This is a genomic window from Halomonas sp. B23F22_20 (assembly GCF_043496985.1).
Taxonomy (GTDB): Bacteria; Pseudomonadota; Gammaproteobacteria; order Pseudomonadales; family Halomonadaceae; genus Halomonas.
In genome coordinates this window covers 84,360-110,438 of record NZ_JBIEKH010000017.1, presented here as the reverse complement: position 1 = coordinate 110,438, position 26,079 = coordinate 84,360, and the positions used below count along the sequence as shown (strand labels likewise).

Genomic DNA, 26,079 nt, shown 5'->3' with positions numbered 1-26,079 from the left:
CTTCTAGACCGGCATCCCCATCCAGGTATTGCTGCACCACTTGCAACTTAAACTGGTCGCTGTACTGATTCCGCATAGAAACACCCCGAAGGTTGGATTGGGTGTCCAACTTTCGGGGTGCAGTTCAAAATGCCCGGGCGTCTTGCGTGGTCGACCTGTCGTGCGCGGTGATCAGCCGAGCCAGGTCCGGGCGTTGCGGAACAGACGCATCCAGGCCCCGTCCCGGGTCCACTCGGTGGGGCGCCAGGAGTTGGTCACCGCACGCACCACACGCTCGGGGTGCGGCATCATGGCGGTCACGCGGCCGTCCGGCGTGGTCAGCCCGGTAATGCCCGCAGGCGAGCCGTTGGGGTTGGCCGGATAGCGGGTGGTCACCTGGCCGTAGTTGTCCACGTAACGCAGCGCCACCTGGCTGGAGCCCTGCATGCTGCGCAGGTGGCCGCTGTCACGGAACTCGGCCCGGCCCTCGCCGTGGGCCACGGCGATCGGCAGCAGCGAGCCCTGCATGCCAGACAACAGGATCGACGGGCTATCCTCGACGCGCACCATGGCCACCCGGGCCTCGAACTGCTCGGACTCGTTGCGCACGAAACGCGGCCAGGCCTCGGCCCCGGGAATCAGTTCCTTGAGCTGGGACAGCATCTGGCAGCCGTTACACACGCCCAGGGCGAAGCTGTCGTCGCGACCGAAGAAGCCGGCGAACTGCTCGCGGGCCCGGTCGTTGAACAGCACCGACTTGGCCCAGCCGCCGCCGGCGCCCAGCACGTCGCCGTAGGAGAAGCCCCCGCAGGCCACCAGGCCCTTGAAGTCTTCCAGGCCGACGCGCCCTTCCAGGATGTCGCTCATGTGCACGTCGACGGCCTCGAAGCCGGCGTGGTCGAAGGACCAGGCCATCTCCAGGTGGCCGTTGACGCCCTGCTCGCGCAGCACCGCCACCGCCGGCCTGGCGGTGTTGACGAACGGCGCGGCGATGTCCTCGTTCACGTCGAAGCTCGGCTGGGCGGAGAGGCCCGGGTCGCGGCCGTCGAGCAGGCCATCGAATTCGCTCTTGGCGCACTCGGCGTTGTCGCGCAGCGCCTGCATCCGGTAGCTGGTCTCGCTCCAGGTGCGCTGGGCCAGCAGCCGGGTGGTCTCAAGCAGCGGCTCCTCGAACAGGGTCACGCGGACCTGGTCGTCGTAGCGCGGCCGGGCGATCACCCCGCAGGTCTCGATCCCGGCGCCGGCGAACTGCGCGAGCACCTCTTCGGTGTGCTCGCGGGCCACCTGGATCACCGCCCCGAGCTCCTCGGCAAAAAGCGCGTTGAAGGCCTCGGGGGTCTCGTCGATCAGCCAGTCGAGCTTGATCTCCAGGCCGGCATGAGCGGCGAAGGCCATCTCCAGCAGGGTGACCAGCAGGCCGCCGTCGCTACGGTCGTGGTAGGCCAGCAGCTTGCCGTCGGCGTTGAGGCCCTGGATCACCGAGAAGAACGCCTTGAGGTCCTCCGGATCGTCCAGATCCGGGCACTCGTCGCCCACCTGGCCATAGACCTGTGCCAACGCCGAGCCACCCAGGCGATTCTTGCCGCCGCCCAGGTCGATCAGGATCAGGTCCGACTCGTCCTGCTCCAGGTTGATCTGCGGGGTCAGTGTCTTCATCGCATCGGTGACCGGGGCGAAGCCGGTGGTCACCAGCGACAGCGGCGCGGTGACGCTCTTCTCCTCGGCCTCACCCTTGTCATTCTCTTGCTGCCAGGCGGTGCGCATGGACATGGAGTCCTTGCCCACCGGCACGGCGATGCCGAGCGCCGGGCACAGCTCCATGCCCACGGCGTGGACAGCATCAAACAGCGCCTGGTTCTCCCCCGGATGGCTGGCCGCGCTCATCCAGTTGGCGGAGAGCTTGATGTCGCCGAGCTTGGCAATGGGCGCCGCCGCCAGGTTGGTGATGGTCTCGGCCACCGCCAGCCGGGCGCTGGCCGCCGGGTCGATCAGCGCCACCGGCGGGCGCTCGCCCATAGCCATGGCTTCGCCGGCATGGGTGTCGAAGGTGGCGGTGGTCACCGCCACGTCGGCCACCGGCACCTGCCAGGGGCCGACCATCTGGTCGCGGGCCACCTGCCCGGTGATCGAGCGGTCGCCGATGGTGATCAGGAAGTTCTTGGAAGCCACCGTGGGCAGGCTCAGCACCCGGTCCATGGCCTCGCGCAGATCCAGGTTGTCGAGCATGATGCCCGGCAGCTCGCGGCTCTCGCGAGTAAACTCGCGAGTCATCTTGGGCGGCTTCCCGAACAGCACGCTCATCGGCAGGTCGACCGGCTTGGTGTCGAAATGGCCGTCGCGGACCTCCAGATGGTGGGCCTCGGTGGCCTCACCGACCACCGAATAGGGGCAGCGCTCACGAGCGCACAGGGCGTCGAAGGTGTCGAGATCCTGCGGGGCCACGGCGAGCACATAGCGCTCCTGGGCCTCGTTGCACCAGATTTCCAGCGGGCTCATCCCGGGTTCGGCGTTAGGCACCTCGCGCAGTTCGAAGCGCCCGCCCCGCTCGCCATCCTTGACCAGCTCCGGCAGGGCATTGGACAGCCCGCCGGCGCCCACGTCGTGGATGAAGCGAATCGGATTGTCGTCGCCCAGCGACCAGCAGCGGTCGATGACTTCCTGGACGCGACGCTCGATCTCGGGATTGTCGCGCTGCACCGAGGCGAAATCCAGATCGGCGCTGGAGGAACCGGACGCCATGGAGGAGGCAGCGCCGCCGCCCAGGCCGATCAGCATCGCCGGACCGCCCATCACGATCAGCTTGCCACCCACCGGGATCTCGCCCTTCTGGACGTGCCCCTCGCGGATGTTGCCGTAACCGCCGGCAAGCATGATCGGCTTGTGGAAGCCGCGGCGCTCGACGCCGTCGGCCCCCAGGGCATCCTGCTCGTAGCTGCGGAAGTAGCCGGCCAGGTTGGGACGGCCGAACTCGTTGTTGAAGGCCGCCCCGCCGATCGGCCCCTCGAGCATGATCTCGAGCGCCGAGACGATGCGTTCGGGCTTGCCGTAGTCGAACGCCTCCCAGGGCTGGACGAACTCGGGGATGCGCAGGTTGGAGACGGTGAAACCGGTCAGGCCGGCCTTTGGCTTGCCGCCGATGCCGGTGGCACCTTCGTCACGGATCTCGCCGCCGGCGCCGGTGGCCGCGCCCGGATGCGGGGCGATTGCCGTCGGGTGGTTGTGGGTCTCCACCTTCATCAGGATATTGACCGACTCCCGGTGGGTGCCATAGACGGCCTTCTCGGCGGCGGCCCCGGTCAGCGGCGTGGCGAAGAAGCGCCCCGCCTCGCTGCCGCGAATCACCGCGGCGTTGTCGCTATAGGCGGAGAGGATGTCGTCCGGCGAAGCCTCGAAGGTGTTCTTGATCATCTTGAACAGCGAGCGCGGCTGGGCCTCGCCGTCCACCACCCAGTCGGCGTTGAAGATCTTGTGGCGGCAGTGCTCGGAGTTCGCCTGGGCGAACATCATCAGCTCGACGTCGGCGGGGTTGCGCGCGAGCCCCTGGAACGCCTCGCAGAGATAGTCGATCTCGTCCTCGGCGAGTGCCAGGCCGAGGGCGACGTTGGCCTCCTCCAGCGCCGGACGGCCACCGCCGAGGATATCCACCTGACCCAGCGGTGCCGGCTCGTGATGGGCGAACAGCCGAGCGGCATCGGAGGCGTCGAACAGCACCGTTTCGGTCATGCGATCGTGGAGCGCCGCGACGACGGCCTCATAGGCCTCCTCGGATAGCTCACCGGCGAAGCGCACCCGATAGGCGATGCCGCGCTCCAGGCGCCGCACCCGAGCAAGGCCGCAGTTGCGGGCGATGTCGGTGGCCTTGGACGACCAGGGGGACTGGGTGCCGATGCGCGGCACCACCAGGAACAGGCGACCATCGTCCTGGGCACCGGTGTCATGAGCCGGCCCGTAATCCAGCAGCCGCTCGAGCAGGCGCAGATCCTCTCCGGCCAGCTCCCCCTCGTGGTCGACGAAGTGCACATAGTCGGCGCCGAGCGCCTCGACCTGGGGAGCCACGGCGTGCAACGCTTCGAGCAGCTTGGCATGACGGAAGGCGGATAGGGCGGGCGCGCCACGCAGTTCGAGCATATCCTGGGGCCTCTGAAACTAGCAGAATGCAGTAAAGACGGGGGCCGCGGCCGGCGGCAATGAGCGCACATGATACTGGAAAGCGCCGGCCGCGAGAAATCGGCGTGGATGACAGCCGTCGAGGGGCTGGGTAAGGTGGCACCACTCTTCGCATCCTGACATCACTATGCTGTCATCCCTTCTCGATCACCTCCGTCGCCGGCGGCGAGGCTACGCGGCCCTCTGCGTACTACTGGGGCTGTGGCTGTTTACCGACCGACCGAACCGCGCTCCCGGGCCACTGCTCGAGGACGTGCTGGCACGGGATTTCCTGAGCATCCAGACGCGCAACACCCCCACTACCTATTACGAGGGTCGCCAGGGCCCGACCGGCTTCGAGTATGAACTGATGCGTCGTTTCGCCGACCATCTCGGCGTCAGCCTCAATCTCGATGCCGACCAGAACATCGACGAGGTGCTCGCGGCGGTGCGAGAAAAGGGCGATCTGGGGGCCGCGGCCCTGCCCCTGGAGCCGACCCGTGACGGTTTGATGTACAGCCGGCCGATCATGCCGCTGCAGCCGCTGCTGGTCTATCGCCGCGGCCTGCCGGCACCGAGCGAGCTCGACGATCTCGAGGGCCTGGAGATCGGCACGCTGAGCGGCACGGGCACCGACCGGGTCATGCGCGAGCTGCAGGACGAGCATCCCTGGCTGAGCTGGCAGGAATCCGACGACATCGAGGTCTCGGCGCTGCTTGGCCGCGTGGCCGAGGGATCGCTGGACGCCGCGGTGGTCTTCGAGCACCAGTTCCGCCTCAACCGGCTGTTCTTTCCCGAGGTCGAGGATGGCTTTCGGCTCGGTCGGCCGCTATCGCTGGCCTGGGCCTTCCCCACCGGCCAGGGCCTGGGACTGCTGCGCGAAGCCAACCGCTTCCTCGACGGACTGCAAGGTAGCGGCCTGCTGGCCCGTCTCGAGACCCGCTACCTGGGCCGCGACGACTATCTGGAATACGTCGGCGCCCGCACCTTCATCGGCCACGTCCACGCGCGACTGCCAAAGTACGACAGCCTGTTCCGCGCCGCCGCCCGAGCCAGCGGCTTCGACTGGAAGCTGCTGGCGGCGGTGGGCTACCAGGAATCCCACTGGCGCCCCGACGCCACTTCACCGACCGGGGTGCGCGGCATGATGATGCTGACCAACGCCACCGCCGCCGACCTCGCCGTCGACAACCGACTCGACCCGGCCCAGAGCATCGACGGCGGCGCCCGCTACCTGCGCGAGCTGAAGGAACGACTGCCCGAATCCATAACCGGAGAGGACCGTTTGTTCATGGCCTTGGCCGCCTATAACGTGGGCCTGGGCCACCTCTACGACGCCCGCCGCATCGCCGAGATGCGCGGCGGCGACCCCGATGCCTGGCGCGATGTCCGCGAAGCTCTGCCGCTGCTGCAAGAGCGCGAATGGCACAGCAAGACCCGCTACGGCTATGCCCGGGGCGGTGAGCCGGTGATCTATGTTCGCAACGTCCGCCGCTACTACGAGATCCTCGCCTATGTGGACCGCAGCCGACAGCAATTCCACCAGCTCAACACTCGGCGATCGCTGTCCGAAGAGGACGGCCTCTTCGACCGGGTCCCGCCGAGCGGTTGAGGGCCAAGCATGAGGCACCGTGTCATCGCCTTGTCCCTGACGATCGCCGCCCTGCTGGTGGCCCTGCTCGGCCTGTTGGCAGGCGGCTCCGATGCACAGGGAAGTGCGGCGAGCGTCGTTCTGTGCGGCCTGCTCGGCGCCAGCCAACTAGCCTGGCACAGCCGTCGCCTGCGCATGTCGCGACTGCTGCTGTGGCCGGCACTGGGGTGGCTGGTCCTGGGCCTGCTCAGCTACCTGCTGCCTGAGCATTGGGTGGCACACGCCAGCTGGAATCGCTGGGCGACCCACCTGATACCGGGCAGCCACATCGACGACTGGCGCCCCCCGCTGCTGGTGATGCTGTGCCTGACACTGCTCGGGCTGGTGCTGCTGGTGCGTACCCGTGCCAATCTCGGCGCACCGCTGCTGTTGGGGGTCGCCGCCCTCTCGCTGGTGGGCCAGGGACTCGAGCAGGCCCACGACCACGAGCTATTGCCGCTGATCGCCGGCGGTCCGATGTTCGTCGCCCAGGCCTGTCTTCTACTCGGCCAGTTGGTCGATATCCTCGGCGGCTGGCGTGCCACCCGCGGCAGCGTCCAGCGTGCGCTGTGGCCCTCGCTGCTACTGGCGCTGCTGACGCTGGCGCTGTGGCACCACCAGCGCGAGGCCGACGAGCACCGGCTGAGAGCCGACATCGAAGCTCAGGGTCAGCGCCTGGCCGGTCGGCTATCGTCCGAGATCGACGCCCATCTGGCCGCCATGCGTCGTTTCACGGCCTCATGGGGCTGGCGCGACTCACCGCCCACCGCTACGCAGTGGACCCGTCAGGCCAAGCTGTATCACCATGATTTTCGTTATTTCCTGAACATCGCCTTCATTACCCCGGACAGCCGCATCCTGCGCGTGCACCCGGGTTCCAGGCTCAATAACGAACTGCTCGGCACCCGCCTGTTCGACGCCCAGCCAGAGGGGCGGGAAGCCCTGGGCCGGGCACTTCACGACGGGCGCATCGGCCGCACCGGCATCATCGGCCTACTGCAGGAGCAGCCCGGCCTCATCCACTATCTGCCGGTGATTCAGGACACCAGCGACCGGATCCTGGGAGCCGTGGGCGTGGTGGTAGGCCTGCAGGCAATGGCCGACCCCCTGTTCCGCCAGGTCGGTCCCGAGGCCACGGCGCTCTCGCTGCTCGATGGCGAACGACTGCTCGCCTACCAGGGCCCCGCCGAGCGCCAAGGCCCCTGGCGCCATGCCGCGACGCTGGACCTCAGCGGCCTAACACTGACCCTGGTCACTCGCCCCGGCCGCGACACCCTACTCGCCCGCCGCTCACGGCTGCCGGGCATCACCCTGACGGCAGGGCTCTCGCTGGCCTACCTGCTCTATCTGTCACTGTTCGCCCGACACCGCATGCTGGTGCAGCATCGCCAGGTCCGCCGCTCCAACCGCGAGCTGCGCCGCGAGGTACGTAGCCGCACCCAGCTGCAGCGGGAGATCGAGTGGCTGGCCGATCATGACGACCTCACCCGCCTGCCCAACCGCCGCCGCTTCATGCAGGTACTGGCGGAGCACGCCGAGACCCGGCCGCTGAGCGTGCTGCTGTGCGACGTCGACCATTTCAAGCTGATCAACGACCGCCATGGCCATCTGACCGGAGATCGTTACCTCGCTGAACTGGGCCGACTGGGTCAGGAAGTGATCGAGACAGCAGGGGGAACTTTCGCCCGCTTCGGCGGCGAAGAGTTCGTCGCCTGCCTGCCGGGCCAGGACGCCGATGGCGCAGCAGCCGTGGCCGAGCGGCTGCGGCTCGCCTTGACTGAGTCCGGGCTGCGCCACCGGAATGGCGCGTCCCTGACCCTCAGCGTCGGTGTCGCCACCCTGGAAACGGGATCGCTGGTCGCCGACGACCTGCTGCAGGATGCCGACGAGGCCCTGTATCGCGCCAAGTCTCGCGGACGTGACCGGGTCGAGCGGGCCGCGCCGCGCCCCGGGCTATCCACCAACAGTGTCTGAACGGCGTTCGGCGAAGAAGGCCTTGAGCAGCTTCGACACCCGAGAGGCCAGCACGCCGCCCTCCACCTCCACCCGATGGTTGTACCAGGGCTGGGCGAAGAGGTTGGCGCGCGACTCCACCATGCCGGTACGCGGCTCGGCAGCGCCATAGACCACCCGGGCCAGGCGCGCATGGATGATCGCCCCGGTACACATCAGGCAGGGTTCCAGCGTGACGAAGAGGGTACAGCCATCCAGGCGGTAGTTGCCGAGGCGCGCCCCGGCGTCGCGCAGGGCGCGAATCTCGGCGTGGGCGCTGGGATCGTGACCGGCCACCGGGGCATTGTACCCCTCGCCGACGATCTCCCCGGCCGCATCCACCACCACCGCGCCCACTGGCACCTCGCCGGCTTCCCCGGCCAGGCGAGCCTGGTCCAGAGCACGGTGCATGTAGAACTCGTCGCTGCGCATCGCCGTCGACTCCCGTAGACTGATCGCCATGAAACATGCGTATGACATCCTGGCGCCATCGTGCGCCATGCCTCCAGGAGGATACCCGCAATGAACGATGCCCTGAACGCCTTGGTGGATCTGCTGGGCCTCGAACCCCTGGAGGAAAATCTGTTCCGCGGCCGTAGCCAGGACCTGGGGCTGCCCCAGCTGTTCGGCGGACAGGTGCTCGGCCAGGCGCTGTCTGCCGCGACCCATACCGTGGACGCCAGCCGACGCGTCCACTCGCTTCACGGCTATTTCCTGCGCCCCGGGGATGCCAGTCGACCGGTCGTCTACCAGGTCGATGCGGTGCGCGACGGCCGCAGTTTCACGACCCGCCGGATCACCGCCATCCAGAAGGGACGCCCGATCTTCTTCTGCAGCGCCTCCTTCCACGGCGAGGAAATGGGCCTCGACCACCAGCCGCAGATGCCCGATGTACCCGATCCGGAAACGCTCGACGAAGCCGACCTGAGCCTGCGCTTCCCCGGCCACCCCATCGAGTTTCGCCACGTGCGAGACGAGTCCGAGCCCGGACAGCCGGCCCGCAAGCGGCTGTGGTTTCGCCTGGCCGGGGAGCTCCCCGAGGACCCCGCGCTGCATCGCTACCTACTGGCCTACAGCTCCGACTTCAACCTGCTGACCACCGGCCTGGTGCCTCACGACATCGGCTTCGGAGACCCCGGCCTGCAGATTGCCAGCCTCGACCATGCCCTATGGTTTCATCGTGACGTTCGCGTCAACGACTGGCTGCTCTACGACATGGACAGCCCCTGGGCCGGCGGCGCCCGCGCCTTCACTCGCGGCAGTATCTATGATCGCCAGGGGCGCCTGGTGGCCTCCAGCGCCCAGGAGGGGCTGACACGCCTGCGCGCCCCACAACAGTGAAATAGCCCCGCCGCCCTTGCGCACCGCTCCTCGTGTCGTCGCCGGGACACCCGGCGTCGTCACCGGAACACCAGCGACAAACGCCCTGCCTACCTTGAAAATAGCGGCGACCTTTCCAGTCGGTCGTCGCCGCACGGGTCAGGAACGAGGGTGCCTCGTCGACGGTCCCGAATGGCCGCCTCTCGCCCCTCGCTGCCCCTAGGCAACGAACGGGCGAGGAGTGCCGAGCCATGTCCCATCGAGCAAACGTGAACTATCAGGATTCCATCGACCAGGGCGACCGTCTGGTGCCGGTCAACCTGCGCCAGAGCGGCGATCCGGGCATCCAGATGCTGATCTCCAACCGCGTGCGCAAGTCGCCCTACTGGCACCTCTCGGTGGAAGCCGGCTGCTGGAAGGCCACCGTCTACAACCGCATGTACCACCCACGCGCCTACGTGCGCCCCGAAGACGGCGGGGCCATGGAGGAATACCGCGCGCTGGTCAACGACGTGACCCTGTGGAACGTCGCCGTCGAGCGACCGATCCGCGTCAAGGGGCCCGATGCCGAGGCCTTCTGCAACTATGTCTGCACCCGCGACGTGACCCGGGTTCCACCGATGATGGGCCGCTACGTGGTGCTCTGCGACGAGCAGGGCCACGTGCTCAACGACCCGGTGATGCTGCGCGTGGCCGAGGACGAATTCTGGTTCACCATCAGCGATTCCGACCTGGCCTACTGGTTCAAGGGCATCAATCACGGGCTGCGCTACGACGTGACCATCGACGAGATCGACGTCAGCCCGCTGCAGGTGCAGGGCCCGAAATCCGAGGACCTGATCGCCGACCTGGTCGGCGAGGCCGTGCGCGAGGTGCCCTACTACGGGCTGATGGCAGGCACCATCGAGGGCGCCGAGGTGCTGATCTCCCAGACCGGCTTCTCCGGCGAGAAGGGCTACGAGGTCTATGCCTTCGACTCCAGCCTGCATGCCGAAACCGTCTGGAACGCCATCCTCGCCAAGGGCGAGAAATACGGCCTCAAGGTCATCGCCCCGGCCCACCACCGGCGCATCGCCGCCGGCATTCTCTCCTACGGCCAGGACCTGGACCACGAGACCAATCCCTTCCAGTGCAATCTCGGCCACATGGTCCCCAAGGCCAAGGAGGCGGACTATATCGGCCGCGACGCCCTGGAACGCACCCGCGAGCTGGTCCAGCAAGGCACACCGCCCTTCACCCACCAACTGGTGGGGCTCAAGCTCGGCGGTCGCCCCATCGAGGACTATGCGCCAGATTTCTGGCTGGTCGGCCCGGATGCCGATAGCGCCCCCAGCGGCTGGATCACCTCGCCCTGGTACTCCCCCGAGCTCGGCACCAACATCGCCATGGCCTACGTGCCGGTGGCGTCGGCGGTGGTCGGCACCGTGCTGGTGGCCTGGCTGCCCGACGAGTTTCTCGACATCCCCGGGCAGCCGGTCGACGCCGTGGTCTGCGAGATGCCATTCCGCGCCTCGGTGAACCCCAGCTCCCGGGAACGCGCCAAGGCGGCAGGACGCGACTACGCCTACTGACGCGCCTTCGCTCACGACACAAAAAACCGCCACCCGTTCGGGTGGCGGTTTCGCGTGTCATGGTGCCGGTGAGTGGACTCGAACCACCGACCTACGCATTACGAGTGCGTGAACCCCATATTTCACCAGAAACCGAAAGAAACAAGAAACGCCTTTTATCACAGCAAAAACAAAAGGATATACATATATTGTAGATTGCTGCTTGTTGCCCGTTTAGGCCCGTCTTATCCTACCCGTGGAACCTATTTGGAACCTAGAAGCCGAGGCCAAGGGTATGAGCAAGAAGACAGAACGGCTGACAACGCGGGCGCTGGACCGTCTCGCCAAGGAGCTGCCCGAAGGTGACGAGGTGTGGGACAGCGAACAAACCGGCTACCACGTCCGCGCCGGCAAGCGTGGCCTTTCCATCCGGGTTTCCTACTACAACCTGTCCGGCAAACGCCGCGTGCTGACCCTTGGCCGCTATGGCGTCGGCAACATGACGGCCGCCAAGGCTCGCAAGGATGCCGGCGAGGTGCTGGGCATCGTGGCCCAAGGCGACGACCCGCGCGCTGTGCTGGAGGAGGCCAAGGCCGAGGAGAAGCGCCAGCAGCAGCAGACCTTGGGCGCCTACCTATCCGGCCCCTACACCGCCTACCAGCTTCGCAAGAAGGATGGTGCCGCCAACCTGCGTCGCATAGAGAAGGACTTTGCCGACTGGCTCGACAAGCCCATGGGCAGCCTGACCCGCGCCGATGTCGAGCACTGGCAAGCCCAGCAGGAGGCTGTGAAGGTACCGAAGGACAAAGATGCGCCGTCAGCCAGACCCCGCGCCCATGGCACCCTGAAGCGCTCCTATGACGCGCTGTGTGGTCTGCTGGCGCACGCCGCCGAACGCAAGGTGATACCGGCCCACCCGTTGAAAGGTATCAAGCTGCAACGGCCGGCCATGAGCGAGGAGGAGATGGCCGAGCAGGCATCCCAGCGGCGCTACCTGGAACCCGAGGAAGTGGAGGCGCTGTTTGCCGGCCTGGAGGCGTACCAGGAGGCCAAACGCGCCCAGCGCCGTAGCAGCCGCGCCCACGGCAAGGCGTATCTACCCGACTTGGAGAGCGTGGCCTACGTGGATCACGTTACCCCCTGGATTCTGGCCATGTACTACACAGGCTTCCGGCCCGGCGACCTGTTCGGCCTGCGATGGGATCACGTCAACCTGGCATTCCGCACCGTCCGTAAGGTGGTGGAGAAGACCGCCCACCATCGACCCGAACCGCAGACCTTCCCACTGTCCACCGATGCCGTGGACGTGCTCAAGACCTGGCACCGCCAGCAGGACGAGCCGAAAACCGGCCTGGTCTTCCCGTCTGGCAAGCATGGCAAGCGTATGAGCGCGACTGCGATGCAAAAGCCGTGGGCTGCCGTTCGCAAGCTGGCCGGCCTGCCCGAAGACTTGCAGTTGTACACCCTACGCCACAACTTCGCGTCCCAGCTTGTCATGGCCGGCGTCGATCTGCTGACCGTCTCCAAGCTGATGGCCCACGCCGATATTCAGACCACTATCAAGTATTACGCCCACCTGCGCCCCGACCATTCTCGCGATGCGGTCGAGGCGTTCGCCAAGGCGGTGCCCAGGGCGCCAGCCAAGGAAGCTGCCAGCAGCGAGGAGAGCGCCGCCCCGCTCAAGGTGGTGGATCACACCAAGGCCGCCCACACCGGCAATTGACGAGGAGAGACGACATGCAGCAGCCGATGACCACTTTCACCGTTCACCTGGCCCGCAGCGGCGAGTGCCAGCAAGTAGCCGCCCAGGATTGGCGATCCGCGCTCAAGGCCACCAGCCGGACTGACGCCTGCTGGCTCGAGCCGCAGGGCGATGGCGCGATTGATGCCACCTTCGACCCTGAGGCGCCAACCATGATCACCACCCGCTGCCGACAGGGCACCGCCGCCGAGCGCCTGGCCTTCGCCCTGGCCTGTGTCGCCAACCAACTGGATGCCGAAGCCAACGGCCGAGGGGATACAGCATGAACCATATCGACAGGGTCCCGAGAGCCTACCGGCTGCGTATGGTGGGCTCCAGTATGGTGCCGCGTATCAAGCCTGGTGAGCATGTCTATGTTGATCCAAACCACGAATACCGCCCCGGCGACGAGGTGATGGTTCAGACCCGGAACGGCCAGATGATGGTCAAGCTGTTCACCTACTGGCGCGATGGCCAGATTCGGCTAGATAACGTCAACTCCGGCTATGAGCCAATCTTCCTCCCGGATGAGGAGGTCGATTACGTCCACGCTATCGTGGCCATCGAGCGAGCAGCGCGCCGTCAAAGCAGTAAAGGCGGGAGGTGCGCTGATGACTGCCGAGACCTGCCCGCGTGAGGTGCTGGCCGGCTGCGGATTCTGCGGACTTGCGGAAACCCGCAGCACTACCGACCGCGCTGGGTGCGGACGTTCTGCGGACGATTGCGGAGAAAACCAGCTGACCGATCAAGGCCCAGTGATGGCGCTATTTTGCCTTCGGCCCCAGCAGAAGGCTGCCTACCGCCGATCACCACCACTCGACCTGCCGAGTATGAGGAAAGAGACTCATGGACAGCAGTGCCCCAAAGGTTAAGGACGCTTATCGGCGCTTCGCTGTTGCCGTAAGCCAGCATTTCGGATTATTCGAGTCTGAGGTTTCAGCGATCCAGGACGACTACTCCGAGAGGGTTGAGGCCGCATGCAATGGCGACCCTGTTGCAGCCAAGAAGCTGTTAGCCTACCTGCGACATTGCCTGATAGCTGGTAATGCGCCTGATCAGTCCGTTGCACGCTGGGCATCGCGATGCCTGTTCGAGATCGTTAACCACGGGATCAGTGCCGATAAGGCTTTTTCTCTGAAGCCTGAGACGGGCAGGCCGCCGAAGGGGCATGACTTGCTGGGCGCCTTGATCGTTTGGGAGTGTGTTGAGGTCATCCGCCATACTCATGGAGTCAACAAGACAGAAGCCGTAGCCGCTTATCGAGAAGACCGGGACCGGCTTGCCGCCACCCTGTGGGAGCAGTGCCGAGAGACCATGCATGTCCAAAGCGAAACCACCCTGACCCGCCTATATCGCCAGGGAGCGCGACTAGCGGGGAAGTTTGAAGCAGAGACCGGACAAAAACCCCCTACCTTTTAGTACGCCTAAAACCTTCGCGATTCACGAGCCTTGAAGCGTCAACCATCCACATGGGGACGCTTCCATGCCCACCAAGACGCAAGACCCCGGCGACATTCTCGCCAACGCCCTGGCCCGCTATCACGACGGCTTCGACCCGGCCCTGATCGAGCTGCCCGAGGCCGCCGTCTTCCCTGGCCTGATTCCTGCCCAGCCGGCCACCGCCCGTAAGGCCCGAACTACCGGCACCCTGCTAGGCCGCCCGGCCCCGCGCTTCGTGAAGCGTGGCCGCAGCGTCCGTTATCGCCTGAAAGACGTGCTGGACTGGCTGGCCGATGGCGATGCCTATGGCAGCACTGCCGAGGCAGGAAGGGCCGCATCATGAGCCCGACCACTGATCAGCGCTTGGCCCCGGCATTCGGCCGCCTGCGCGCCAAGCGATCCGCCCCTGTCTTCACCGTTCACCTGGCCCGCAGCGACGAGTGCCAGCAAGTAGCCGCCCAGGATTGGCGATCCGCGCTCAAGGCCACCGGCCGGACTGACGCCTGCTGGCTCGAGCCCCAGGCCGATGGCGCAATTGATGCCACCTTCGACCCTGACGCGCCAACCATGATCACCACCCGCTGCCGACAGGGCACCGCCGCCGATCACCTGGCGTTCGCCCTGGCCTGCGTCGCTAACCAACTGGATGCCGAAGCGATCGGGGCCCCCTGCACCGTCACCACCGGGGAGGGCGAGGCATGAGCTATTCCACCACTGCCGACCACATCGACACGCACGCCCGCCAGGCATGGGCCCTGGCTCAATTGCTGATCGACCATTTCGGCGGACAGGAAGATCACAACGTCCTGAGCGACGAGATCATGTCAGCCCTGATGGAAAACCTGAGCCACCACCTGGTGCGGATACAGACGATCAATGCTGAAAGGAGTGGCAATGACCTTTGAACACGCCGCCGTGCTGGTGGAGAGCGCCAGCGACCTGCTGGCGCTGGGCAACCGGCTGGACATCATCGCCCACGCCTTGGCCGAGACCGGCGAGCCCCAGGCGCACCAGCAACCGCTGATCGACGCGACCGGGCACATTGGCGACGCCATGCGCGCCGTATTCGCCGCCCTGGAAGCCGCTCACGCTGATGGAGGAGGGCCATTCCGTGAGAGATGAAACGCAAGCGCCCGGCCGTGGGGGCCGGGCACATGGTCACGCGAGAGCAGCCAACGCTCGCCATCATCATAGCATCGAGACCGCATTGGTCGAGGCCCTGGCCGCCCGAGGCATCACCGGCCTGGCAATCCGCGCCGATGGCGAGGTTCACCGCTTCGACGCTCCCGACAAGCGGCGGGGCAACCTGTCCGGCTGGTACGTCTGCCCCACGCCCGAGGTGGCCGTCTTCGGCTTTTGGCATACCGGCGAACAGCAGACCGTGACCCTAGCCGGCGAGCATGACCCCATCGCCGCCGAGCAGGCCCGACAGGCCGCCGAGCGAGCGCGCCACGAGCGAGACGCCCAGCGCCAGCGCGACCACGCCCAGGCCGCCAAGACAGCGCGCCGACTGTGGGCAGCCGCCCAGCCGGCCGACCACGCCCACCCCTACCTGCAAGCCAAGCGCACCGCGCCCCATGGACTGCGACAGCAAGGCGACGTGCTGCTGGTGCCGCTGTTCTGCGAGGGCGCGCTGGTCAACCTGCAACGCATCCACCCCGATGGCGGCAAGCGCTTCATGCCACGCGGCCGGCTCAAGGGCGCCGCGTCCCTGGTGGGCCGGCTGGCTGGCGCTGGGCGCGTCTACCTGTGCGAAGGCTGGGCAACCGCCGCCACGCTACATGAGGCGACCGGCCACCCGGTAGTGGCCGCCATGACCGCCAACAACCTGGCGACCGTGGGCCGCGCCTTGCGCCAACGTCTACCGGCCGAGGTGGCCATCACCGTGGCCGCCGACAACGACCACCACACTGAAGGCAACCCCGGCATCACGGCCGGCCGCGCCGCCGCTCAGGCGATCCGCGCCGACCTGACCTGGCCGCGCTTCCCCTGCCCCGGCTGTGCCTGCACGGACTTCAACGACTTGGCCCGGTGCCAGCCCATCGAGGAGGGCGCCGCATGACCATGGCCGCCGTGAAGCACCAGAGCGAGCAACCACCCGAGCGTGGCAGCCGTATCGAGCTGGCGCCGTTGCCCCTGGCCGAGCGTGAGACGCCACCCGACTACCCATTGGAAGCGCTGGGGCCGGTGCTGGGCGAAGCCGCCGAGCGCCTGGCCTACCATGTCCAGACTCCACGCGGCATGGCTGGCCAATCCGTGCTGGCGGCGGCTGCCCTGGCGGTGCAAGGCCATGTGGACGTGGCCCGAGGCCCCCACGGCAGCGGGCCGGTATCACTGTTCTGCATGACCGTGGCCAGCAGCGGCGAGCGCAAATCGAGCCTTGACCGGCTGGCGCTGGCGCCGATCCGCGAGATGGAGGCCGAGAAGCGCCAGCAGCAGCCCGAGGAGTTGGCCAAGTACAAGGCCGAGCGAGAGGCGTGGGAGATGCGCCGCGACTCCCTGGTGAACAGCGCCAAGCCCAAGGGCCGGCAGGCCATGAGTGAAGGCGAAGCCGCCTACCTGCAAGAGACCCTGGCCGCCATTGACGCCGAGGAGCCCCCGGCGCCGGCCGCGCCGGGCGTGACGTTCTCCGAGCCTACCGCCGAAGGCATCTATCGCCACTTGCAACACAACCACCCGAGCGCTGGCCTGTTCTCCGATGAAGGCGTGGGATTTTTCGGCGGCCACGGTATGAGCGAGGAGGGACGCGGGCGCACCGTGGCCATGGTCTCCAAGCTGTGGGATGGCGACCCGATCACCCGCACCCGAGGCGCGGCCGGAGAGTCCGGTGCGCTGGCTGGCCGCCGCCTGTCCGCCCACCTGATGTTGCAACCTGTGGTTGGCGCCAAGGTGCTGGCTGATCCGCTGCTTCAAGGCCAAGGCTTCCTGGCGCGCTTCCTGATCGTGCAGGAGCCCAGCCTGGTCGGCCAACGCCTGCTGAAAGGGCGCGATCCGAGCCAAGGGCCGCACCATGACCCGGCAATCGCCCGCTATTGGTCGGCGTTGTCCGAGCTGATCCGCGCGCCCCTGGCGCTAGATGATAACGGCAGCATCACCCCCAGGCTGGCGCGTATCGAAGGTGAGGCGTTCGCGGCGTGGGCACGGCTGCATGATGCCATCGAGGTGCAGAGCAGCGAGGAGGGTCGTTTTCGTGACGTGCGGCCGTTCGCGAGCAAGGCCGCCGAGAACGCCGCCCGCATCGCCACGGTGCTGGCGCTGGTGGAAGGCCATGACGCGCCCACCGTGGCCCATATCGAGCGCGCCGGCCGGCTGGTGGCCTACTACTTGGAGTCAATGGCAATCCGCACCGCCGAGGCCCGGCAGGATACCGAGGAGTTGCAAGCCCGCGACCTGCTGGAGTGGATCAAGGCCCACGGCGGCCGGCTGGACGCCAAGGACTTCAAGCGCCTGCCCAGCGAGTACCGCAGCGCCAAGAAGGCGCGCCCACTGCTGGCCTTCCTGGTGGATACCGGCCACCTGCAAATTGCCGGCAGCAGCCCGCGCGGTTTGCCGGCGAGCTGGCGCCTGGCCGAGGAGGTGTGAGCCATGATCGACCTGATGGAGATAGGCCGCCGCCTATGGGAAGGCGGTGAGCCCCTGCCCACTGAGTCTGAGCAGCCGTCCGCCCAGGGCCGGCCAGCCATCGACCTGATGACCATGGACAGCGAAGCGTGGGAGAAGCCGGCCGGCGATCCGCCGCCACTGCGGGAATCCGCAAGCGTCCGCAACACATCCGCAGCCGGCGAGCCCCAGCCCGCGCGGTTTTCCGCAAATCCGCAGAATCCGCAGCCCGCCACCCCCGCACCAGCCCATGAAGCCGAGGCGATCATCGCCGCCCTGGTGCAAAGAGCCGGCCGCGACCTTGGCCGCCCCCTGGTCAACCGGCTGCGCAACGTGTTGGCGCCGATGGATCGAGCCACCCGCGCCAGCCTGGCAGCGGCGATTGATGATGTCTTCGAGACCGCCCAGGACATTGAGGAGGGCCGGCAGCAGGTGGCCGGTCTGCTGGACGCCTGCACCCCCAGGCAGACCAAGCCCGAGCGACTGGCCGGTCAACCGGACTGGACCACCTGGATTGGCGAGCACTGCCCGCTGCTGCCCGAGGATCGAGCATTCATCCAGCGCCGCCTGCATACCCTGCCGCCCCGCGCCGCCGAGCGTGCCGCGCGCCGCTACGTGGAGACATGGCAGGCCGCCGCCGTGGCCGAACCCAAGCCGCACGCCAAGGACAATCAAGGGCGCGCAGCCGCCAACCGTTCACTACTGGCGCTGGTGCGCCGCTGACACAAGAGGAGATCGCCACAATGGCCACCATCACCCCCGAGACCCTGGCCCAAGCCGCCGAGCAAGGGGACGGCATCGCCCACTTGAGTCCCGCCCAGGCGTGGGCTGCCTGGAAGCTGGACATGCCGCCCGCACGCCTGCAACGGCCGCTGGCGCGGCATACGCTGCTGCTACTGGCCAACATCGACCGCAAGGCTCGCCGCGCCTTCCAGCGCGCTGCCACGACCCCTGACGCCATGATAGGTGCCGCCTTCGATGACCGGCACCCGCCTTATCTGCGGCTGCCGGTACAAGCCGAGCTTCGGCACGGCATGGCCGAGTGCTTCCCCGGCCTGAGCCCCGCCAGCCGAGATGCGGACGGTAATGCACTGTACAGCCTGACTGACCTGGCGACCGCGCTGGGCACCACCGAAGCCGAGATCGTCGACCACGCCAAGCATGAAGGCATGGCCGACATGATCACCACCGGCCCGGTCCGGCCGATCCACTGACCCGAATGAGCGGGTCCTCCTCAGCCACCTCTCAGGTGGCCACGGGGCAGCAGAGTCGCGGAATTCGACAAATTTTCGGCACCACCTGATCGTCAGCAGCACCTCAACACAACCCCCATGGTTGACGGGTTTAGCGGTGCTGAAGGTGCCGAAATCACGACGGCATGATGCCGACACGCCGGGCGAGCCGGCAGACGATTAGAGGAGACCTTCCATGACGACCACCACGAAGACCAAAGCACCGGCCAGCGCTGAATCATGGGCACAATGGCTCGAGGAGATGGACGCCCTGCAAGCCGAGCGCGCCGAGATAGTCGGGCTGGGGGAGGCCCGCGAAGCACAGACGCGGGCAGAGAACCATGCTCGCCACGTCATCCGCTTGGCCAATCAGACTGACGCCCTGCGCTTCCATCACTCGCCTGACGAAACCGACCACGACACCCTGCACAGCCTGGTGAGGAGCATCGGCAGCGCCGCCGCAAAGACACAGCAGGCCGATGGCTGGAAAATTCAGCCACGTGAGCGTCAGCAAGCCATCGTGGAGCTGGTGCGCCGTGCCAGTGAGGCCACTGATCAACTCGAGGAAAGCCGCCCCAGAGTGGCCGAGCTGGAGGAAGCCCGCGCCGAGGTGGAGCAGCGCCTCGAGGTTCTGGAGGGGCAGGCGCCCAAGGCGTCAGCGTCCGGGCTCGCATCGCTGCGCAAGGAGCGGGATGCAGCCCTCAATGAACGCGACCGGGTCGCCCGCGCCCTGGACAGCATGACCGCCGATGACAGCCCGCTGGCGATGGCACGCGAGGCAGAGCGCAGTGCTCAGGAACGGCTCGAGGAGGCAGAGGCCCTGGTGGCCATGGGAGAGGCCAGCACAGAGGAGGCGAAAGCCGCCCAGGCAGAGGCGAAGAAGGCCGCCCAAGCCCACGAGAAACAGCAGGCAGAGCACCGCCGGCAAGATGCCGCCCACCGTGGCCTGGCGCGCAAGCTGGAGGAGGCAGACAACCGCCTCGAGACCCTAAGTCGGGCCCATCGCCAGGCCCTCGGCAGAGTACGCCATGCGGAACTCGCCGCCCTCGAGTCGGAACTTGTCGCGGATCTGGAACGCATCGCTGCCGAACGCCTCGACGCACTAGCCAGAATCCATGACGATCTGGAGGAGGCGGAGCCGGGCCACAACTACGGTCCTGCCCGTATCGAGTTGAAGCTGCCTACCTTGCATCACCACCCGGACGCAGACTCACTGCGCCACGGCCTGACGATCACTGCCCACGGGCGGGAAGAGTGAACAGGGCAGAGTGTCTTTAAGGCACCCTGTTGGAGCCCCGCCCACGGGCGGGGCTACTGCGGGGATCCGCAAGCGTCCGCAACACATCCGCAGCCGGCGAGCCCCAGCCCGCGCGGTTTTCCGCAAATCCGCAAAATCCGCAGCACCTCCCCCACTCCACCCGCCCGCGCGCGAAGCCCCGGATGGCGAAAAGGTGGTGATTCCCACCTTTTCGCCGGCACCACCCTGATGTCGGAAAATCGGACTTCGGTCCCGCGATGACGCCGTTGGAGCGAGCGACCTTCAAGGCAGTCCGCCAGCAGGTGGCCGCCCGCTGGCGCCAGCCGGCGAGCCCTGGCCGGTGACTTTCTGACGCCTGGAACCTGTATGGAACCTAGAAAGGCAACAACGAGAAACGACCACCGCGATGATTCGCCAAGTGGCCGTTTTCATGGGTCTTTTTGGTGCCGGTGAGTGGACTCGAACCACCGACCTACGCATTACGAGTGCGTTGCTCTACCAGCTGAGCTACACCGGCGTGCCGAGCATCATACGACCCGCTCGCCAGGCTGCCAAGGGCACCTCGGCGGCCGATGTTCCACAGACGCGGTATCAGACTGTCATGTCGACGTCGTATGAGCGGGAGCGACGAGAACGGGTGTCGCTTCATGGGAAGAGAGGGACGTCGGGAGCAGAAATGCGACCATTCCCGGCTCGGCCGTCAGCCGGCCACCGGACAGTCGGCGCGACGCGGCCCGACGGGCGCGAGAAGCGCACGCCAGGCTCAGGCGCCATGCACTACGGGAGCATCAGATGTAGGCGTAGGGCATCCGAGCCTGAAAGCCGCGATAGGCGCTTTCGGTCATCACTTCCAGTACACGATAGGCACCCTTGCCGATACGCTTGAGCAGGGAAGGACGGGCGGTTGAAGTCGTCATGGGATCTCATGCCTGTGTCGATGAGTGTTGCGACATTATACCTTGGTCGTTAGACGTTAGTCTAATTCCCTCTCCCTTTCCTTCGCGCCACAGCGCTCTTCGATGCCACGCCAACGATCATCGGCGTGGCACTCAGCCCCGCATCAGGCCGTCGGCAACTCCGCCTCCCCCGCCACGGCGGCTGCCGGCGTCGGCCATTCCAGCCGACGACGCGCCAAGGCCACATCGTCACGTGGATCATGCTGCCAGAGCCAGTCGAAGCGTCGCTCCAGGTCCGCCGCCAGGCGCACTTCATCGGCGCCGATACCATCGCCACGGCATTCGTAGACATCCCCGGCTTCCCGAGACGTGGCCTGCACCCGGCAGGTACGCGCATGACGCGCCGTCTCGAAGGCCGCCAGCACCGCCGCGACATTGTCACGTTCGGCGTAAGGGTCGCTCAACAGGCTGGCCAGCACGTAGGCATCTTCCAACGCCTGGCCGGCCCCGGCGCCCTGATGGGGCAACATCGCGTGGGCGGCATCGCCCACGATCAGCACCCGGTCGCGGGCGTAGCGCGGCAGTTCGGGCAGCTCGTGCAGGGCCCAGCGGGTCGGCTGATCGATGCAGCCCAAAATCGCCTTCGACGCGGCGCCCCAGCCGGAGAAGTCGTCGAGCATCGCCTGCTGACTCACTTCCGCGACCCAGGGCGCACCCTCCGGCAGTTGCTGGTCCGGGCTCGACCGGTCGGTGACGAACGCCACCACATTGATCAGTGCCGCCTGCTTCACCGGGAAGGTCAGGATATGGCGATCGGTGCCCAGGTACATCTGCGGTACCACGGCCAGCCGCTCGTCACAATCGGCCTCTTGCAGCGCCCGGCGCAGGCGCTCGACGGGTACCAGGCCACGATAGGCCTGGGTACCGCTCCAGCACGGCCCGACCTCGCCGAAGTCCGCCACCGGCAGCACATGCTCGCGCACCGCCGACTTGATGCCATCGAAGCCGATCAGCAGGTCGCCCCGGAACTCGCTGCCATCGGCAAAGCTCACGCTGACGCCCTCGGCATCCTGAACCACGGCCTGACAGCGCTTGCCGAAATGGGCGATGCCTGCGGGCAGGTGGGCAACGATGGCATCCAGGAAATCCGCGCGATGGACCGAGGACTGGCCACAGCCCGGAGCCAATGAGGCGGTCAGGTAGGCCTCGTCCCGACCCCGTCGCCACTCGAACCAGACGTCCTCGAAGGGCGCCGGCGAGGCATCGGCGATGCGGCGATAGGCAGCTTCCAGGCCCAGCAGCGAAATGGCCCGTACGGCATTGGGTCCGAAGGAAACGCCGGCGCCGATCTCCGAAAAACGCTCGGCGGCCTCGAACAGATGCACCTTCAGGTCCGAACATCGGGAAAGAGCGACGGCGAGGGCCACGCCCCCGATGCCGCCGCCGACAATACCGATGCGGAGGCGGGATTTGCGGGTCGGCTGAGAGTCGGGGTGAGCGGGGGGCTTGTTAGTCGGCATGATGGCCACTCCTGTCGGGGATGGATGGTCTCCCACCACGCTAGGCGCCTACCGATATGACCCACAACGAAGACAGCTTCATGTCGTGAATAAACAGGATTAATATCACGACAAACCAGTTGCTTAGCGACGAATCTCACGCCCCCTTATCGACCATGGTCTAGGGCGATCGACGGTTCGGCGTTGCCCTCCTTCCCTGCCCCATCCGGAGGCGAACCACCATGCGCAAGCTGTCGGAAATCGATACCAACCTGCTGGTGGTGTTCGATCTTCTCTATCAGCGCCGCAACACCCAGCGGGTCGCCGAACAGCTCGGCCTGACCCAACCGGCGATCAGTCATGCCCTGAAACGGCTGCGCAAGCTGCTGGGCGACCAGCTCTTCGAGCGCACCTCGCGAGGCCTGATGCCCACGCCCTACGCCACGCGCATCCATGAACCGATCGCCCAGGCCCTGGCCGGGCTGCAGGAGGCGCTCAACCTGAGCCATGACTTCGATCCCGCTACCAGCCGGCGCAGCTTCCAGGTCGCCATGAGCGATATCGGCGAGATCTACTTCCTTCCGCGGCTGATGTCACGGCTGGCGTCACTGGCACCGCACGTCTCGCTCGGCACCGTGCGCAGCGAGCTCGGCGACTTGCCGCACGACATGGAGGAGGGGCACATCGATCTGGCGGTGGGCCTGATCCCGCAACTGGAAGCTGGCTTCTACCAGCAGCGGCTATTCGTGCAGCGTTACGTCTGCCTGATGAGAGAGGATCATCCCCTGGCGCAGCGCGCATTCTCCATGGAGGACTTCACCGCGGCCCGGCACATCGTGGTCGAGGCCAAAGGCACCGGTCACGGCCGGGTCGAGGAGTTGCTGGCCAAGGCTGGCATCGCCCGCCCGGTGCGACTTCAGTTGCCGCATTTCGTGGCCGTGCCCTATATCGTCAGCGGCACCGACCTGATCGTCACCGTCACCGACAAGCTGGCCGAGGCCACCGCGCCCCGCTTCGGGCTGCACGCCATGCCGCATCCCATGGCGCTGCCCGAGGTGCCGATCAACCTGTTCTGGCACCGACGCTTCCACCAGGACGCCGGCAATCGCTGGCTCCGGCGCTTGATCCACGAGATGTTCGCGGAGGGATGACGATCCGGCGGTCCGGCACGGTTCCTTCGGCGCTCAGCGAGCGCCGTCGGACGCCCTCTCCTCCGCCTTCTTGCCGGTGAAGCGACGATGCAAGAGATTGTAGGCGATGGCGCCAACCACCACGCCCCAGAAGGCCGAGCCGAGGCCCAGAAAGCTGACCCCCGAGGCGGTGGCGAGAAAGGTGATCACCGAGGCCTCGAGGTGCTCCTTGCGAGCGGCGAAGGCGCTGACGTTGCTGGCGATGGCGCCGACCAGCGCCAGGCCCGCCAGCACCGCCACGAACTCGCCGGGCAGCGAGGTGAACAGCAGCACGATGGTGCCGGCAAAGGTGCCGCCGATCAGGTAGAAGAGGCCGTTGGCAACCCCCGCCACATAGCGCTTGTCGCGGTCCGGGTGGGCCTCCTCGCCGGTGCAGATCGCCGCGGTGATCGCCGCGATCACCGTGGTAATGCCGCCGAAGCAGGCGGTGGCCAGCGACGTCAGGCTGGCCACGGTGACGATCGGCCGGGCCGGCGTGTTGTAGCCGGAGGTGCGCAGGATCGCCATGCCCGGCAGGAACTGCCCGGTGAGGCTGACCAGCACCAGCGGGATGGCCAGACCGAGCGTGCCCTGCCAGGTCCACTCGGGCGCGATGAAGGTCGGCGAGGCCAACTGCAGAGTCACGCCCTCGAGGCTCGCGCCTTCCAGGGTCACCGCCAGGCCGACGCCGACGACCAGCAGCCACACCAGGCAATAGCGCGGCGTCAGGCGCTTGAACACCAGGTAGGCCAGCAGCATGCCGATCATCAGCGCCGGCACCGTGGCCAGCGACTCGAAGACGCCGACCCCGAACTGGAACAGGATGCCCGCCATCATGGCGCTGGCGATGCCCGGCGGGATCAGCTGGATGATGCGGTCGAAGGAGCCGGTCACGCCGATCACCAGGATCACCGCCGCCGCGGTGAGGTAGGCCCCCACCGCCTCGCCGAGCGATAGCTCGGGAAACAGCGTCACCAGCAGCGCCGTGCCTGGTGCCGACCAGGCGGTGACTACTGGCACCTTGAGCCACAGGCTGAGGCCGATGCCGGACACGGCGGCGCCCATGGAGATCGCCCAGACCCATGACGTCATCATCGCCGGCGAGATCTCGGCGCTCTGGGCGGCCTGGAAGAAGATGGCCAGCGGGCCGGCATAGGAGACCAGCACCGCCACGAAGCCGGCGGTGACGGCGGGGATCGACCAGTCCTTGAAGCGTCGCATGGCGAGTTCCTTGGCTAAGGATGCAGTGGCGCCGGGCCGGCGACACTGCGAAAAGAAAAAAGGCCCGCGCTGACGGGCAGCGACGAGCCAACGGAGGATAACCTGGGCAGCGCCTGACGCGCGAAGGCCCGTCGTCAGGCGCTGGGCTCGTGGGCGACCCGGCGAATGAATTCGAAGTCCTTGGTCTCGAAGAGCAGCGAGATCAGCACCCCCAGCACCAGGGCCCAGAAGGAAGAGCCGATGCCCAGGATCTGCAGCCCGGAGGCGGCAATCAGGAAGGAAAACAGCCCGCCCATCTCGTGCTTGCCGCCGGCGAAGGTCATGTACATCGCCGAGGTGATCACCTTCAGCAGTGCCAGACCGGCGACGATGGCGACGAAGTAGCCCGGCATGGCCTCGATCAAGCTGATGACGAAGCCATAGAAGGGCGCCGCCACCACGAAGATGGCCCCGGCGATCACCGCTGCCACCCAGCGCTTGTCCAGCTTGCCGGCTTCGGGCGACGAGCAGATGCCGGTCATCGGCGCGGCGATGCAGGTGCTGTGCAGGTTGAAGAAGGCCGAGATCATGGTGCCGAAGCCGCCCACCGCGGTGATGGCGTTGGCCGGCACTTCCTTGTAGCCCATGCCCTTGACCAAGCCCACGCCGGCAGGGGTCTCCATGCCGATCAGGATCAGCGCCAGCGGCAGGCCATAGGCCAGGAAGGCCTCCAGTGTGAATTCGGGGACGATCACTCCGGGGAAGTTCACCGAGAACTCGACGCCGGAAAAGTCGATGCCGGCGTAGGCCATATAAGCGATGCCGGCCAGCATGGCCACGATCAGCGGCGGTACCCGGCGCAGGAAGCGCGCCGACAGGAAGAAGGCCAGGATCATGATCGCCGCCGGCAGGATGGCGTTTTCCAGCGGCGCGACCATGTTGAGGCCGAACTTGAGCAGAATGCCGCCGACCATGCCCATGACGATCGGCATGGGAATCAGCTTCATGACGATGCCCATGACCCCGGCAAGCCCGGCCACCAGCGAGATGGCCCCGGCGATCAGGGACGCGCCGAGGGCTGCCTCCACGCCGACCACGGGAATGATCGAAGCGAACAGCAGCGCTCCGGGAATGGAGTTGGCCATCGGCAGCGGCAGTCGGTAGTAGGCCGGCATGAACAGCCCGAACAGGCCGTTGATCAGCAGGTAGCTGATGACCCAGATCATGATGAACTGGGGATCCAGCCCCGCGGCAGTACCGGCACCCACGTGGATCACGCTGGCGCTGATGCCGAAGATACCGGCCACGACGCCCGCACTGGCGTTGTCGACGTTGAGGTCGCGGATGAAGTCAGCCGGCGCATGCCGAAGGCTGACCCCCTTCTCGATATGTTTCATGCTGTACTCCGGGTGTTGTTGTCATTGGTA

General features: G+C 66.8%; 24 protein-coding genes and 1 tRNA gene. 18 read left to right on the top strand and 7 right to left on the bottom strand.

The window, feature by feature from the left end; all coding sequences use genetic code 11:
- Window positions 1-171: 171 nt before the first annotated feature.
- Entirely contained in the window at window positions 172-4,107 is a 3,936-nt protein-coding gene (gene purL / locus ACGTN6_RS15055) for a phosphoribosylformylglycinamidine synthase (RefSeq protein ID WP_394592982.1), read from the bottom strand.
- Window positions 4,108-4,273: 166 nt separating this feature from the next.
- On the opposite strand from purL, the gene mltF reads away from it, so the two are divergent.
- Window positions 4,274-5,737 carry a membrane-bound lytic murein transglycosylase MltF gene (mltF, locus tag ACGTN6_RS15050; protein WP_394592980.1) on the top strand — a complete coding sequence of 488 codons (1,464 nt, stop codon included), beginning with the start codon at window positions 4,274-4,276 and terminating at the stop codon, window positions 5,735-5,737.
- Window positions 5,738-5,746: 9 nt separating this feature from the next.
- On the top strand, window positions 5,747-7,729 hold the full coding sequence (locus ACGTN6_RS15045) for a GGDEF domain-containing protein (protein ID WP_394592977.1): 1,983 nt from the start codon (window positions 5,747-5,749) through the stop codon (window positions 7,727-7,729).
- Here the strand turns inward: ACGTN6_RS15045 and tadA are convergent.
- The gene (gene tadA / locus ACGTN6_RS15040; RefSeq protein WP_394592995.1) at window positions 7,709-8,179 is read right to left on the bottom strand and encodes a tRNA adenosine(34) deaminase TadA; all 471 of its coding nucleotides are present in this window, start codon (window positions 8,177-8,179) and stop codon (window positions 7,709-7,711) included. The two genes, ACGTN6_RS15045 and tadA, sit on opposite strands and share 21 nt — an antisense overlap.
- A 90-nt stretch (window positions 8,180-8,269) precedes the next feature.
- Between tadA and ACGTN6_RS15035 the strand changes: the two genes are divergently transcribed.
- The 15 genes from ACGTN6_RS15035 (at window position 8,270) to ACGTN6_RS14965 (ending at window position 19,888) form a co-directional block, all read left to right on the top strand.
- On the top strand, window positions 8,270-9,088 hold the full coding sequence (locus tag ACGTN6_RS15035) for an acyl-CoA thioesterase (protein ID WP_394592976.1): 819 nt from the start codon (window positions 8,270-8,272) through the stop codon (window positions 9,086-9,088).
- A 230-nt stretch (window positions 9,089-9,318) separates the two neighbouring features.
- Window positions 9,319-10,638 carry a glycine cleavage T C-terminal barrel domain-containing protein gene (locus ACGTN6_RS15030; RefSeq protein WP_394592973.1) on the top strand — a complete coding sequence of 440 codons (1,320 nt, stop codon included), beginning with the start codon at window positions 9,319-9,321 and terminating at the stop codon, window positions 10,636-10,638.
- A 274-nt stretch (window positions 10,639-10,912) separates the two neighbouring features.
- Entirely contained in the window at window positions 10,913-12,340 is a 1,428-nt protein-coding gene (locus ACGTN6_RS15025; protein ID WP_394592970.1) for a tyrosine-type recombinase/integrase, read from the top strand.
- A gap of 14 nt (window positions 12,341-12,354) precedes the next feature.
- Window positions 12,355-12,645 carry a hypothetical protein gene (locus ACGTN6_RS15020; RefSeq protein ID WP_394592968.1) on the top strand — a complete coding sequence of 97 codons (291 nt, stop codon included), beginning with the start codon at window positions 12,355-12,357 and terminating at the stop codon, window positions 12,643-12,645.
- Window positions 12,642-12,995: a S24 family peptidase gene (locus ACGTN6_RS15015; protein ID WP_394592965.1), complete on the top strand. Its 354-nt coding sequence runs from the start codon at window positions 12,642-12,644 to the stop codon at window positions 12,993-12,995. The genes ACGTN6_RS15020 and ACGTN6_RS15015 overlap by 4 nt, the downstream gene beginning before the upstream one ends.
- Window positions 12,996-13,204: 209 nt before the next feature.
- Window positions 13,205-13,777 (top strand): hypothetical protein, encoded by a 573-nt coding sequence (locus ACGTN6_RS15010; protein ID WP_394592963.1) that lies wholly within the window; start codon window positions 13,205-13,207, stop codon window positions 13,775-13,777.
- Window positions 13,778-13,841: 64 nt separating this feature from the next.
- A complete protein-coding gene (locus ACGTN6_RS15005; protein WP_394592960.1) occupies window positions 13,842-14,141 on the top strand; it encodes a hypothetical protein in 300 nt (99 codons plus the stop codon).
- Window positions 14,138-14,500 (top strand): hypothetical protein, encoded by a 363-nt coding sequence (locus tag ACGTN6_RS15000; RefSeq protein WP_394592958.1) that lies wholly within the window; start codon window positions 14,138-14,140, stop codon window positions 14,498-14,500. The genes ACGTN6_RS15005 and ACGTN6_RS15000 overlap by 4 nt, the downstream gene beginning before the upstream one ends.
- Window positions 14,497-14,703 carry a hypothetical protein gene (locus ACGTN6_RS14995; RefSeq protein WP_394592955.1) on the top strand — a complete coding sequence of 69 codons (207 nt, stop codon included), beginning with the start codon at window positions 14,497-14,499 and terminating at the stop codon, window positions 14,701-14,703. The genes ACGTN6_RS15000 and ACGTN6_RS14995 overlap by 4 nt, the downstream gene beginning before the upstream one ends.
- Window positions 14,693-14,920 (top strand): hypothetical protein, encoded by a 228-nt coding sequence (locus ACGTN6_RS14990; protein WP_394592953.1) that lies wholly within the window; start codon window positions 14,693-14,695, stop codon window positions 14,918-14,920. The genes ACGTN6_RS14995 and ACGTN6_RS14990 overlap by 11 nt, the downstream gene beginning before the upstream one ends.
- Window positions 14,921-15,005: 85 nt before the next feature.
- Window positions 15,006-15,860, top strand: a complete 855-nt coding sequence (locus ACGTN6_RS14985) for a toprim domain-containing protein (RefSeq protein ID WP_394592950.1) — start codon at window positions 15,006-15,008, stop codon at window positions 15,858-15,860.
- Window positions 15,857-17,380, top strand: coding sequence for a YfjI family protein (locus ACGTN6_RS14980; protein WP_394592948.1), 1,524 nt, complete (start codon window positions 15,857-15,859; stop codon window positions 17,378-17,380). The genes ACGTN6_RS14985 and ACGTN6_RS14980 overlap by 4 nt, the downstream gene beginning before the upstream one ends.
- Window positions 17,381-17,383: 3 nt before the next feature.
- The gene (locus ACGTN6_RS14975; RefSeq protein WP_394592946.1) at window positions 17,384-18,121 is read left to right on the top strand and encodes a hypothetical protein; all 738 of its coding nucleotides are present in this window, start codon (window positions 17,384-17,386) and stop codon (window positions 18,119-18,121) included.
- Between the two features lie 20 nt (window positions 18,122-18,141).
- Window positions 18,142-18,612: a hypothetical protein gene (locus ACGTN6_RS14970; RefSeq protein WP_394592944.1), complete on the top strand. Its 471-nt coding sequence runs from the start codon at window positions 18,142-18,144 to the stop codon at window positions 18,610-18,612.
- A gap of 214 nt (window positions 18,613-18,826) precedes the next feature.
- Window positions 18,827-19,888: a coiled-coil domain-containing protein gene (locus tag ACGTN6_RS14965; protein ID WP_394592941.1), complete on the top strand. Its 1,062-nt coding sequence runs from the start codon at window positions 18,827-18,829 to the stop codon at window positions 19,886-19,888.
- Window positions 19,889-20,329: 441 nt separating this feature from the next.
- Here ACGTN6_RS14965 and ACGTN6_RS14960 read toward each other — a convergent pair.
- The 3 genes from ACGTN6_RS14960 to salA form a co-directional block, all read right to left on the bottom strand.
- Window positions 20,330-20,405: transfer RNA gene (locus ACGTN6_RS14960), tRNA-Thr, on the bottom strand.
- Between the two features lie 271 nt (window positions 20,406-20,676).
- Complete coding sequence (locus ACGTN6_RS14955; protein WP_281378388.1) at window positions 20,677-20,805, bottom strand: hypothetical protein; 129 nt, start codon at window positions 20,803-20,805, stop codon at window positions 20,677-20,679.
- A 143-nt stretch (window positions 20,806-20,948) separates the two neighbouring features.
- Entirely contained in the window at window positions 20,949-22,304 is a 1,356-nt protein-coding gene (salA, locus tag ACGTN6_RS14950) for a salicylate 1-monooxygenase (protein ID WP_394592938.1), read from the bottom strand.
- A 221-nt stretch (window positions 22,305-22,525) separates the two neighbouring features.
- On the opposite strand from salA, the gene ACGTN6_RS14945 reads away from it, so the two are divergent.
- Entirely contained in the window at window positions 22,526-23,434 is a 909-nt protein-coding gene (locus ACGTN6_RS14945) for a LysR family transcriptional regulator (protein ID WP_394592935.1), read from the top strand.
- A 33-nt stretch (window positions 23,435-23,467) separates the two neighbouring features.
- Here ACGTN6_RS14945 and ACGTN6_RS14940 read toward each other — a convergent pair whose 3' ends face one another.
- Both ACGTN6_RS14940 and ACGTN6_RS14935 read right to left on the bottom strand, forming a co-directional pair.
- Window positions 23,468-24,772 carry a benzoate/H(+) symporter BenE family transporter gene (locus ACGTN6_RS14940; RefSeq protein WP_394592992.1) on the bottom strand — a complete coding sequence of 435 codons (1,305 nt, stop codon included), beginning with the start codon at window positions 24,770-24,772 and terminating at the stop codon, window positions 23,468-23,470.
- Window positions 24,773-24,807: 35 nt separating this feature from the next.
- Window positions 24,808-26,049 (bottom strand): benzoate/H(+) symporter BenE family transporter, encoded by a 1,242-nt coding sequence (locus ACGTN6_RS14935; protein WP_394592933.1) that lies wholly within the window; start codon window positions 26,047-26,049, stop codon window positions 24,808-24,810.
- Window positions 26,050-26,079: the final 30 nt, after the last annotated feature.

Coding starts and splice junctions, on each gene's coding strand:
- purL (WP_394592982.1), bottom strand. CDS start 4,107: ATGCTCGAACTGCGTGGCGCGCCCGCCCTATCCGCCTTCCGTCATGCC.
- mltF (WP_394592980.1), top strand. CDS start 4,274: ATGCTGTCATCCCTTCTCGATCACCTCCGTCGCCGGCGGCGAGGCTAC.
- ACGTN6_RS15045 (WP_394592977.1), top strand. CDS start 5,747: ATGAGGCACCGTGTCATCGCCTTGTCCCTGACGATCGCCGCCCTGCTG.
- tadA (WP_394592995.1), bottom strand. CDS start 8,179: ATGCGCAGCGACGAGTTCTACATGCACCGTGCTCTGGACCAGGCTCGC.
- ACGTN6_RS15035 (WP_394592976.1), top strand. CDS start 8,270: ATGAACGATGCCCTGAACGCCTTGGTGGATCTGCTGGGCCTCGAACCC.
- ACGTN6_RS15030 (WP_394592973.1), top strand. CDS start 9,319: ATGTCCCATCGAGCAAACGTGAACTATCAGGATTCCATCGACCAGGGC.
- ACGTN6_RS15025 (WP_394592970.1), top strand. CDS start 10,913: ATGAGCAAGAAGACAGAACGGCTGACAACGCGGGCGCTGGACCGTCTC.
- ACGTN6_RS15020 (WP_394592968.1), top strand. CDS start 12,355: ATGCAGCAGCCGATGACCACTTTCACCGTTCACCTGGCCCGCAGCGGC.
- ACGTN6_RS15015 (WP_394592965.1), top strand. CDS start 12,642: ATGAACCATATCGACAGGGTCCCGAGAGCCTACCGGCTGCGTATGGTG.
- ACGTN6_RS15010 (WP_394592963.1), top strand. CDS start 13,205: ATGGACAGCAGTGCCCCAAAGGTTAAGGACGCTTATCGGCGCTTCGCT.
- ACGTN6_RS15005 (WP_394592960.1), top strand. CDS start 13,842: ATGCCCACCAAGACGCAAGACCCCGGCGACATTCTCGCCAACGCCCTG.
- ACGTN6_RS15000 (WP_394592958.1), top strand. CDS start 14,138: ATGAGCCCGACCACTGATCAGCGCTTGGCCCCGGCATTCGGCCGCCTG.
- ACGTN6_RS14995 (WP_394592955.1), top strand. CDS start 14,497: ATGAGCTATTCCACCACTGCCGACCACATCGACACGCACGCCCGCCAG.
- ACGTN6_RS14990 (WP_394592953.1), top strand. CDS start 14,693: ATGACCTTTGAACACGCCGCCGTGCTGGTGGAGAGCGCCAGCGACCTG.
- ACGTN6_RS14980 (WP_394592948.1), top strand. CDS start 15,857: ATGACCATGGCCGCCGTGAAGCACCAGAGCGAGCAACCACCCGAGCGT.
- ACGTN6_RS14975 (WP_394592946.1), top strand. CDS start 17,384: ATGATCGACCTGATGGAGATAGGCCGCCGCCTATGGGAAGGCGGTGAG.
- ACGTN6_RS14970 (WP_394592944.1), top strand. CDS start 18,142: ATGGCCACCATCACCCCCGAGACCCTGGCCCAAGCCGCCGAGCAAGGG.
- ACGTN6_RS14965 (WP_394592941.1), top strand. CDS start 18,827: ATGACGACCACCACGAAGACCAAAGCACCGGCCAGCGCTGAATCATGG.
- ACGTN6_RS14955 (WP_281378388.1), bottom strand. CDS start 20,805: ATGACGACTTCAACCGCCCGTCCTTCCCTGCTCAAGCGTATCGGCAAG.
- salA (WP_394592938.1), bottom strand. CDS start 22,304: ATGCCGACTAACAAGCCCCCCGCTCACCCCGACTCTCAGCCGACCCGC.
- ACGTN6_RS14945 (WP_394592935.1), top strand. CDS start 22,526: ATGCGCAAGCTGTCGGAAATCGATACCAACCTGCTGGTGGTGTTCGAT.
- ACGTN6_RS14935 (WP_394592933.1), bottom strand. CDS start 26,049: ATGAAACATATCGAGAAGGGGGTCAGCCTTCGGCATGCGCCGGCTGAC.